An 11,934-nucleotide genomic window follows, 5' to 3' on the forward strand; every position below is an offset into this window, starting at 1 on the left:
AAATTACTTTGCTTTTGGTTTCCAATCACCATTTTTGTCTTGTGTCCACTTCCCAGGTGTTCTTGTATAACTTCCATCCTTGTCTTTAATCATATAAATTTTTAAAAACTGTCCGTAGTTGTATTCATTCATAGCTTTAAGTTGCTTTGCATTCATTCTAGCAGACATAGGTCCTTTGTAGGCTATACCCGAATGATTAGATCTAATAAAAGCTGATATGTCTGCTTTTTTGGCATCGACAATTCCTCCAAATAATTTCGCGCCTCTCCAAGCAGCCCCTGTTTCATCCGATGTAACTTTTTGCTTAGAAAAAGGATCTGTGTCTCCTTTTTTGTATTTATCTAGAAAAGAGTTCCAACTGTTAAGAGCATTCTCATCAACTGGAGTGGTACCCCAATCATTAAACAAACTATTAGGGCCAGCAGCATTTAACTTATCATAACCAATATCATGTATCATAGCAGCATAATCAACTGCATCTATTGGTGATGCTGCATATGACGGCACATTGGTGTTTCCAAATGCCTTACTAACTTCAAAAAGACCCGTAGCACCATAATAATTACCATACTCTGTCGGAACTAATCCACCGGCCTTCGCATTTCGTTCTGTAAAAATTTGATACTTATTCAATAATGTGATCTTGCCATTTGGATTTTTTGTATAACGAGTAATATCATATGACACCCCTTTTCCTTTTGATCCATATAAGTGTAAATTAGTAGGATCATAAGGAGTATAATTCGCGGTATTTTTTCCAGTTACGCCATCAACATTTACGTGTATTGTGCCATATTCCTTACCATCTATATCTATACCATCAATAGGCCTATTACTTGCAAATTGATAAGGGGTTAAAGAAGGATACTGATCACTTATCGGATCCACACTCAAGAACTTCGCGATCCTTGGGTCATAGATCCTCATCCCATAATCCTGCTGGTTGCCTGCGCCCTTTACCTCATTATCATTTTCCTTGCCATTAAAACCATAACGGTAACCTTTGGCTCCATCCAAACTATAACTTCTGCCAGGCATTTGCCCACCATAGGCGTAATAATCGTTGGCCTGAATCACTGTTGGGGAGTTCCAGTCATTGGCATCCCTGACATCGTTAATCACCGCCATGGTGTTGCCGAGGTGATTATTTAACTCAAAGAACTTTTTACCGTACACTCCAAAAACTTCTTCGCCTTTGGTGAGTGGTTCCGAAGCGAATTTAATATTCGGTTTCCACATTCCCAAACGGCTGCTGCCATAAAGATGTTGCTCGCGCCACCTAATGCCCGCATCCTCACCCGCTTCAGCCGTACTGTACTCTGCCAGTATGTTACCCTGTGCATCGCGTACATACCAGTCGGTTTTGGAAGTATTAGCTTCACCATTTACATAGGTTTTGCTTACACGGTTTCCGGAAGCATCATAAGTATAGCTGATATTGCCCGATATGGGTAGAGTTGCTCCCCCAAAATCATTCTTTATCACACTTTTGATCTTTCCATATACATTCCAGGTGATCCCATCCTGTTGGTTAGGCCCTTCAATGCCTTCAGTAGAATCTGAAACAAGGTTTCCAATAGCATCGTACCTGTAAGAAGTGGTAGCAGGATCTTTGTAACTTCCGGCACCTTCATTATCTGTTATTCCTGCCAGCCTGTTATTGATTAACCTTCCACTCACATCTTTATTGTAGTTGTAAATTATTTCATCCATCGGATACCCATCCTGGTCTCGCCGGGTCAGAAATTTAATATTACCATTTGCATCAAAACTGAAGGTTTCTTTAAACTTGTTGCTGCTGCCATCATAACTCCAGCCATTGGTGCCAATATTTTCCTGCTGGCGTACCAGTTTGATGCGGTTAAGCTGATCGTAAGCATAGGTATAACCAGTTGGTGCGTTACTGGCAATTTTTGCTATGGCATAAGTGCTGTTGGAGATATTCCCGTTATACAGGCTTTTACCCGATTCATCATTGCTACCAACAGAAGCGTAGGCCGAAAATGCATTCCCGCCGCCTACCGGTTGGTAGTCGCCCTGATAATATCCCAGGCTGTAGCCCAGCACGTCTTTTGCAAATGTACTGTTAAGGCCACCATTGTTGTCGCCTCCAATATCGCTTGCGGGGTTCAGGGCCGATCCATTAACCCCTTTCAACCAGCCCTGCAGGGTATAGGCGTAGTCCAGCCCCTGTACCTGGGCGGTTTGCCGTCCCAGCTCCAAGCGGGCCAGCGGCCCGTGCAGATAATATTCATAGCGGGCATCAAGGCTTTTATCGGGTTCGCTCAGTTGGCTGTCGAAGCCATAACTTTTCAAGATAGCTTTGGTAGCTGTCCAGGCACTGATCAGCCTGTTCTCCGCATCGTACTTATATTCGTAAAAGAATTTATCGCTGCTGCCTTTCTGATAGGACACAAAGTTCACCTTACCGCTCACCAAATCGTACTCATAATCGATACGTTTAAGTCCAAGCCCGTTAATTTGCTGATACAGGGTTTTTACGTTGCCCGATACATCGTAACTATAGTAAGTACCGTTCAAAATATTCGCCGACTGGCTTTCACGGTAAACACTTCCTGTTACCCGTTTCGCCGAATTATCAAGTGCCGGGGAGAGGATTCCTGAACCCGATGGTGTGCTGTCATAATAGGTCTGTGTAATTTCGGTATTGTTGCCTAAGGCGAGCATGCTCTGGTATTTGGCCATCGTGATCATACCTTGATCGGCCAGGTTATCACCACTGCCTACGGTTTTCAGGCCGACCTCGGTAATGCGGTTCAGACTATCGTATTTGGTATAGCTGTAACTGTTATTAGGCTGTTGTCTGGCATTTTGCGAAAATACCAGCCTGCCCAGCGGATCATACCAGAAACGGCTGATCCCTGCATCGGGTGTAACTTGTTTAACCACCTGGTTGTTGCTGTTGTAAACATAAGAAGTAGCCATGCGATGCGTAGGATAATAGCCAACATAAGGGGTTTCTTCGCTCCCGTGGTCGGCAATGGTAGTGGGACCTCCGGCTTGTGGCTTATTGAACCTGAAGGGCATTACATTGGAAGTATTGCTTATTGCAAAACATCCGCTTAATGCGTTGCTAAGTATTTCTGCATCAGTCATTAATCTACCTTTGTAGGTTCGGAGGTATTTAATCGCCGACATATTTTTTGGCATACTGGCGGGCCCCGACATGCTCCAGCCGCACCCTGCAGTTGGGGCACCTGATACAGGCGTAAATGCCCTTCCGTTAACATAAATGGCCAAAGCACCATTAGCCAGGTTTGCGCCCTGTACAACGAGGTGTGCCCAGGGCGCCAGCGGACCATAACTGCCCAAATCGGCTGTAACATGGTTGCTCAAAATGATACTCACGCTCGAGGCGCTGTTTTGCGTAATGGTATAAATATCTACATTAACCCGGTTATCGGCCATACAGGCTTGCAACATGTATTTCATATCGGGTGTAGTAGCCATAAACTGCCTGTTGCCCGAATCAGGTGAGTACATCCAGAATTCGATTGCCGAGCCACCAGGTGCAGCAATGGCATCAGAAATAGCCTGAAAGGCTTCGCTTTCGCTGCTGTTATCATCGGGGCCTACATAGGCACAGTAATCAGATTCCTTTTGATCGCGGCTTTTGGCCACAATTTTCATTTCCGCTTCGCCCAACACCGAAACACCGGCAGGCGGAACTGTCCTGATCAGGTTACCCGCCTGATCGTAATAGTATAACGTATAATGATATATTTCGTCTGTTCCGGTACATTCTACCAGGGTTTTGGCTGCTGCACAGGTATTGATATAGGCTGTTCTGAAATCCTTTTTCAACCCTTCAATATAGCTATTGTAATAGTTTTCGGCTGTACCAAAAGCAGTTTCAATTTTTCCCCTCAAACAGTCCATAGCATCAATCTTCGCTTCGGTAAACGGAACCTCGTTACATAACGTACCTGATGTAAATGCGGCATATTTGCTGTAAGGCAAGGCAAACCCAAAGGTAAAATTCATGTAGTTGGTCACAATTTTTTCGTAATTGCTATAGTTGGCAGCATTAAATGGCTGGCCAAATTTGGCCGACAAATTATTCTTTGCCGTTTCGTACTGCGCATAGCTGATGCATCCTGTGGACGAAACATCTAAAAATACGGGGAGAACAATATTTTCTTTCAGTAGATATTTACATTGGTAGCATCCATCCATCAATATCTGCAGCTCAGCAGCCGTAAGGTTCATGGCATTACCGAACTGGGCTTTTAATACAGGATACAGCGCCTGCGCATTGAGGATGCCCGGGTTAAGCGAGCTGAGTTTATTGCATATATCCTCGCTGGTGGCACTAATTACCTTTTCGGTAAGCTGCGCTTTTGGTTCATGTGGATAAGGCGAATCAATTACCCATGGATTAATCTGGTTGGTAAAGCTAAACTGGCTGCCAAATACCGCTTTAAGAATTGCTTCATAACTCCAGCATGGAATATTGTTTACAAATACGGTGTTGGTTTCGTTGTAATTACCCGATGCAGGCACCGGAATGGTACTGGCACCAAAAAGCCTGTCTTGACTGCCTCCTTTGGTACATAATTCAGCAAGTTTGGCTTTCAAATAGGCATTTGAGGCATCATCTTCCAAACCAAGCTGCCTTAACGCTTCTGTGGCATTGGCGGTACAGGCATCGGCAATCAATGTGGTTAGTTCAGCCTCGTTAGTATTTCCGGCAGTTCCTGCATCAACAGGTACATTGCTTAAATCGCCCGAAGTATTGATAAACCTTGATACTTTACCCTGATAAGCCGGTGCACAGTTAGCTGTATTGGTACAAAGGCTTTGATTGCAGAGTTCGGCCCCGGTGATAGATACCACACACTCAAAGGTACGTTGTTGCAGGTAACATCCGCCAATACCCTGTTTTGGTACATAACTGCTCGAAAGATATTCGAAAGCTACATAAGACTGACCTGCTGGTAAAATAATATTTTCGTAAAGCGTTACCGGAGTACCGCCCTCACCTACTGCAGGGTTAAAGCTATAACGTACCCTTACCGTTACATCATTTGGTGCGGGTGCTCCAACATAGTTTCCATCAGTCATGATCAGATACGATGTATTGGTATGATCAGTACCATTGGCATTGCAGTATGAAGGTGAATTAGATGTTTCGGTATCCGAAAAGATCACACACGATCCACTGTTCATGTTATTAGTAGTCATTGCAGCAGATGAGCGGGCAGCTACTTTTGACTTTTGTGCGGTGGCTGCCCCCATTATTTCACTGAAATACTGGTTTCTCTTGCCATTTACGGTATTGGTATCGGGAATAAATTCAGCAACCCAAACGTTTCTATAAGTGGCAAAAGCTGTACGTTGTACTTCTACCACAAAGCGATCTTTCCATTCGGCAGGTGTAAAACGGTCGGCTGGTAGTTTCGGATTGTTGTCATCAGTTTGTTCAGTTTGCGAAATCCTGTAAATATTTTTGGTATTCACGTCTGCCACATATTTTGCCGGTGTTACAGTAGTTTCGGTACTGGCAGATGCGGTACTGCGGCTCATCCGTGAAATGGTAGACGTGCAGGGCTGTTCGAGATTGGCTTCCATAGCACGGTAGGCCACCGGGGTGTCGCAGGGATCGCCACCACCACCCGGGTTGCCGCCGCCGCCGGTACTGCCATAATAAAAACAGCTGCTTACCCAAACCTGTGAAAACTGCTGCGTGTACCCATTGGAAAGGTTAACATTCACACATTCGTAGTACGTCGTAGGGGCCTGATCCTGGTTTCCGGCACAACTGAATGATGGTTCAGATTCAATAGTATAACCTTCATGAATGGTATAGGTAACTGTAGTTGTACCCGAGTTACGGATAAATACATTGTTGCTCTGCTGGTAGTCGACAATCAGATCAAGAGAAGATGACTGACAGGAACTTTGTATCACTTCAATACATTTCATCAACCACACATTGTTAAATGTATTTGTTGAACCGTTGAGACTGACCGACAGACATGGATAAAATACCGGAGTGTAAGATGCATTTGTACAATAGCTGTAAATATTTGGTACACTCGACGCATTCCCTGCCACGAGGGTATAAGTAGTTTGCTGATTTAATGCATAGTTAAATTCCCTGTACTGGCCAGGGCCTGCGTTAGTGGCAGTATAGTTCAGGTTGAGGCTTTCGCAGTTGCTCGAAACTACACTCAGGGTAGTTGCAGCAACGCAATCTGCCCCACAATTATCTTTACGCAACAGCTCAACATAGATATTTTTCAGGTCGAGATACATATCCCTGTAGGTTTGCCACTCCCTGTCAGCGAGGCGGCAATCCGTTTTAGGGCTACAGGCATCCCAGTTATTATACACATTCCCGGTATTGGTGGTAGCCCCCTCGGTTGAACAGTATAACTGGTAGTCAACCATTTGAGAGATGTTCTTGAGGCTATAACTATAATTTTTAAGAATATTGTGGCTATAGGCATTCAATGAAGCCTGCATATTTGGAAAATAATCTTTTCCCTTGCCATTCGGGGCAAAAAACGGATCACCGGCAAGTAGCCAGATTGGATTAGAATCGCTGTAAGTCTGCCCCGAAACTGCTGCCTGATCAACCGCACTCTGGATATTCCGCAATCTTTCATCCCAGGTTCCTGATATACTGTTTTGCTCGCAGAAAAGGAGTTTACAATATTCGGGATGGTATTCAAGAAATTTTTCTGCCCATTCGGCCTTCCAGTATTTCACCAGATCTGCAGAACTGAAATCGCTGGCATTTACCGAGGTTACCGTACCATCTTCTCGGGTGATTTGATTGGCCTGGTAGGTGGAATGGGTTGAAGCTAAAACCGGAAAAACAGTGCGGTAATACAGGGTAAGCACGTTGATGGAGGGCTCAGTGAGATTTCCTGATTGATCTATCGTGGCATATTGTCCGCCTGGGGTAACATCGGCAAGCATCAGCTGCCGGTAGGCGGCGCAAGGCTGTGCGGTTACCGCCACGCAGGCCCTGTCAAGGCTATCGGCTTTAGTAAATAACCGCTGATAATATTGTTCGATAGCTCCGGTGTAATATCCTAAATTTTCATTTTTTTCTCCCAATTGCAAAAGCTTAGCATTAAATATGGCAATAAAATCGGGTGCCGTGCCTAAGCGGGTTCTCGCCAGTCCACATTCTGTAAAACAATCTTCAAAATTGGTCAAAGCAAATTGTTTTAATGCATACTGGTATAACTTGTCGATCTTATTAACCTGCTGCCCCTGGCTGATGTATTGATCAGCAAAAAAATCGATCACACCTTTATCCATTGAGAGTTCGAAGGTGATGTAATATTCACCTATGTGTTGCAGATTGAGCGAAATCTGAGAACCAGTGTGGGTTCCTGCCCCATTAGGATCGGCTGTTTTCGGACCTACATCTACAAAAGTATCGGGAATTACCGGTGTGGTTAAACACTCATCCTTCACGCTTATTTTAAGTTTATAATGGCAGTTACTGCAAGGAGTAAAATCGCCACCTGGATAGTAACTGATTAGTTTCTCTACATTATAATCAAGTTTGAAGGTACCTGGCACCGCAACTGTTTTTACTGCAGTTGCAGTAAGTGTAAGCGCGGTACTGTTAAAAACAAATTCTTCGGGCTTAATCAGGATCGATTTTTCACTACGCGGGTTGGTTCCCTCTTCAAGTGCCGATAAATTGGCGGGTTTAGCTCCTGTCAATGCAGTGGCAATTGTTTTACCATCGCCGTTTAGGTAACTTACACTTACCTGCCCGTTAGGATCAACCACCATATTTTTAAAATACTGAGCGGCATAACCTACATCGTTACCAAAAATCCTGTCAACCTCCCACTGTTCTGGCTTTGAATAAAAATATTTTGTAGTATGCCCTGATGTTGTGGTTTGGAAAGTTGGCCCTACACCACCCTGCTCACGTATCCTGCCGGTTTGATCGGGGGTGTACCGTGTAACAGATATAGGTTGCGATTGTGCATCAGGAATATAATTATTGTAAGATTTTAACACTCTGAATGGGTTATTAGGCGAATAATATCTTGATGCACCAAATGCATTGTTAAGCGGGGCTGCCACAACTTCGCAAACGCTTGAACTAAGATCGGCAAAACTGTAGGGGGCACCGGCCGTGTTTCGGTTAAATGCGGGAAAGTAGTGCAGGTAATTGGTGGTGGTATCGCGTTTCTCAGGCGCAGGAAGAATACTGGCTGCCGGGCGCCCAAATTCATCGTAAACATTTTCCTGAACTACGGCAACAACATGATCAGCATTATCCGAATTGGCCACCGTTACCGTTTGCCTGGCCCGCAGTGCTCCATCCGAATAGCTTACCACCTCTTTCTTTTTGCCCTGTTCGGCAAAAGCTGCCGAATACTGCCAGTTTAATCCTGCCTGATGGCGGGCAATTGACCAGATAGAAAAATCGTATTGGTTTTGTTGCTGGTAATTCCACGCACCTTCAATCCGTAAGCCATCAGCCTGATAATATACCGGCCTGATCCTCACCATCAGATAGGGAGAATCATAAATCAGTGAAATGGTGTATTCACGCTCCCTGGTAGTTATCCTTGTGGCGTTATTTCTAAAAACACTGTCTTTCTCAATGGTGGAGTAGGTGTCATTATGCGCCAAAAGACTGGCTACCATTGTTTCCCACTCAGACCCGGCATCAACCGGTGTCCACTCCAGGTCGTACTCATCAGGATTATCTTCATTTCCCCAGGTTAGCCTCAATTGTGTCCCGTTGTTCTGAGGCGTCCCGCTGGTAATCCTTCGTGCTAGAGCGCCCGTTGCAGGCAATGTTCCAAGTGTTCCGTTTAATCCCAGAAAAAGTTGTGGTTTAGGTTGGTAAGTCCTTTCTATATTGATGAGATTTGTTAATAAAAGGTAGGGCGGCATATTGCTCCCAAACTCGGGGCTGTTTACACGTAGCACGTATAACTTAACCTCATAACCATTCTGAAAATTAAAAATATCGATTCCTTTATAACTGGCACCTGAAGTTTTATCATAGTTAACATTTAGCGTAGCCGAATCTATTTTTGTGGCGATCTGCTGACCTGGACTGCTAAAATATTCTAAACGGAACTTAACGGCACATGAAAACGATTGACTAATGGGTTGCTCATCAAGAATCTGCAGGCTAATGGCATTGTTTACCGAAATATTGGTAATTTCCGACCAGTTGAATGCAGTATTCCTGAACTTTTCATCCTTAACCAGAATAGAATCGCCGGCCTTAACAGTTCCTTTGATAAAATTCTTATAAGGCTCAATACCTGCATAAGCATTAAGCTGCAACAGCAGCATAATAGGAAACATAATTTTGAGCAGCAGTTTAGACATCGTCATATTTGTCAGTTTAATAAATTACCGATAGTGATACCGGTCTGTTATTTTTGTTTATAAATGAGGGCTTTCAATATGGATAGTTCGGTTTCGAGCTGGGCCATCTTTTGTACAGCACTCTCGAGTTTTCTAACCTGCTTGTCTTTCTCAATGAGGTGCAAGGTCAACTCTTCAATTTTTTTTAGAAGGAGTTTGCTCATTTCACCTATTTCAAGGCCGTTCTTTTCAGCCTCAGCTGCTGTAGGCATTTCGGGCAGGTGTTGATTTAAACGAATGTAGTTTTCAAGCTGGTCGAGTGGCATATTGGGATAATCCGTTTCAAACACGTAATCACCAAGGCCCGATCCATTAACCCTGATTTCACTGGCCTTGATTTTGCCATTTACAGTTAGCTTTTCAACAGCTTCTTTTGTTCCTATTCCCACGTTGGCATTCGTACCGCTTATGAAAAAACCGTCGGAACTAACCGGAGATCCATCTCCACGGTACACCTGTATATGAAAATGTCCATCAGGTCCATTGTTAATTTGAAAGGCATTTCCCTGGGCATTGAATATGCCTCCGGTTGCAGCCTCCCGATTAAAAGAAATAGATCCAAAGTACGGTGCCGTTCCTGGGTCGAGGCTCATTCCCGAATAAGCATTTACTAGCGCAAGTCTGGTATTCGGATTGGCAGTTCCAAGCCCAACATTTCCATTGGCCAGTACAGTAAGCCGGGGCGTTTCAGAAACATCGTTCCCGGTAACTACTTTAAAACTATCGTAGCTTTTCATCAGCAATGAATTACCCGAACGTTTCATTCCGGCAATCATACCACCGGATAAATCGGTATGCTTAAAGAAATAATCATCACCGCTGCTTGCGTACTTCAGGTTTAGGGCTCCCGCAACTTCCAGTTTTGATCCCGGGCTCTCCGATCCGATACCAACATTCCCGTCACTCCTGATGTTCATGGCCAGGAGCTTATCTGATGGAACATCGCTGTTACCGTGCACATAAAAACGCATGCCAACCTTTTTTATTCCCGGATATCCAGTCCCCGGGAAATTGCAACACAACCACTCGGGTACTGCTTCCATCGAAGCCCCAAAATAATTGGGCTGCACATCCCTGAAACCTGTGAAATGTATTCCTCTGATTCCGCTCCCCGACTCGTAATTCCCCATGGTAATCATTTGGTCGCCTGCAATATGCAGTGCAGTCTGGGGTTCGTAAATGCCAATGCCTAAACCTGTATACAGGTAGCCCGTACCATCGGCCCTTACCGAAAATTTCCGGTTCCCGGCCGTGATACCATCAAAAAAAGTATTTTGAGAACCGTCGGGGTTATCCGTTTCGGCCCTGAAAATTCCTGCGCCGAAAGTATAGCCTGCGCCGGCTTGCTTTCCGTAAAAAAAAGATTGCCCGGCACCCGAAGAGATCCATAACCGACCACTGGTTAGATAACCGTCGCGTTCTGAAAGAAAGCGGGACCATTGCGTTTGACCATAATTATTCGTTTTGCGGTAGAATAAATCCTGGTCATAAAAACTACCGGCAATTTGCATGGAAAAGTTATTGGCCGTATTGGAATGCCTTACATCCAGTAAATGCCACCACGACTCGGCCCCGGCAGGATAGTTAACAGGCGCACTGGTCTCAAAAAAGCCTGAATTTTCCCCGTTCCCAAAGCTGCTAGCATCATTTCTCGTGCCTGTTTGTGCACTCAAAAGGTTACCCCAAAAGCCTAAAAGCAGAACAATAGATATACTTCTCATATTAAATCATATTTAAAAAAAACAGCTGACCTTTCTACCGTAAATCCATTAGTTCATACCCCGTATAGGCTGGCATCAGTGAGAATGTTTCCTTTCCTTCCTTTCGAATAATTTTCGAAACCATCAGCAGGCTATCAGGCAGCTTGCCCGAATAATCCATTCTGAAGCTGATCCTTTTATCGAGCAACATGTTATCAGGATCAGCAGGATTGCTTAACCGGCTAAAGAATAAGAGTGGCAAATGTTTATTATTCAAAAACCGGATGTAAAACTCCTTGCAGCGGACGTGATCAGGATTTGACACCACAATTCTGGATTCGGTGTTGGAGAGCTCTTCCAGTTTAACACGATATCCTTCTGTTGAAAGATATTGTGCCAGACTATCTGTTTTTATCGGAAATACTCCGAAACCCGGGGCAATTGCTTTGTAAATCGCGATCTTCTTCAGATTGTGGTCCACACAAACATTCAATCCCTTTTGCTGGATTGTTTCTGTTTGCCCAAGTCTGTAATAGAAGTCATCTCCTCTTCTTATTGAAATACATGGCATAGACTCGTTCGCAGTGCCTTCCTTCCCCTCGCTGTAGCTTACCTCACCAGAGAGCTGGTAGTTTACAGTAGATGGATTGATCTTTTCCGCCAGCTCAAGTAATAATGAAAGTGTTGGAGCATCGACCTGGCCTGTCTTAATTACTTTTGATACAGTTACTCGCTTTATTAATCTGCTGGTAGTTTTTTTTACACTGGCAAAAGCAATTATTCCACCCATCGCAAGTGAAGCAAACAGGATGATATTTTTAATGCGTTTTAACTTCATATTTTT

Annotated in this window: 3 protein-coding genes; all 3 read right to left on the bottom strand. The window is 44.2% G+C overall.

Going from position 1 to position 11,934, the window contains the following annotated elements; genetic code table 11:
• Positions 1–3: 3 nt before the first annotated feature.
• From R2Q80_RS15350 to R2Q80_RS15360, 3 genes are read right to left on the bottom strand one after another with little or no spacing between them, the layout of a single operon-like run.
• On the bottom strand, positions 4–9,351 hold the full coding sequence (locus R2Q80_RS15350) for an RHS repeat-associated core domain-containing protein (protein ID WP_316800438.1): 9,348 nt from the start codon (positions 9,349–9,351) through the stop codon (positions 4–6).
• Positions 9,352–9,398: 47 nt separating this feature from the next.
• The gene (locus R2Q80_RS15355; protein ID WP_316800439.1) at positions 9,399–11,111 is read right to left on the bottom strand and encodes a hypothetical protein; all 1,713 of its coding nucleotides are present in this window, start codon (positions 11,109–11,111) and stop codon (positions 9,399–9,401) included.
• Positions 11,112–11,145: 34 nt separating this feature from the next.
• Positions 11,146–11,928 carry a hypothetical protein gene (locus R2Q80_RS15360; protein ID WP_316800440.1) on the bottom strand — a complete coding sequence of 261 codons (783 nt, stop codon included), beginning with the start codon at positions 11,926–11,928 and terminating at the stop codon, positions 11,146–11,148.
• Between the last annotated feature and the right edge of the window lie 6 nt (positions 11,929–11,934).

This window comes from Pedobacter frigidisoli (assembly GCF_032678525.1).
GTDB classification, from domain to species: Bacteria; Bacteroidota; Bacteroidia; order Sphingobacteriales; family Sphingobacteriaceae; genus Pedobacter; species Pedobacter frigidisoli_A.

Coding starts and splice junctions, on each gene's coding strand:
- R2Q80_RS15350 (WP_316800438.1), bottom strand. CDS start 9,351: ATGTCTAAACTGCTGCTCAAAATTATGTTTCCTATTATGCTGCTGTTG.
- R2Q80_RS15355 (WP_316800439.1), bottom strand. CDS start 11,111: ATGAGAAGTATATCTATTGTTCTGCTTTTAGGCTTTTGGGGTAACCTT.
- R2Q80_RS15360 (WP_316800440.1), bottom strand. CDS start 11,928: ATGAAGTTAAAACGCATTAAAAATATCATCCTGTTTGCTTCACTTGCG.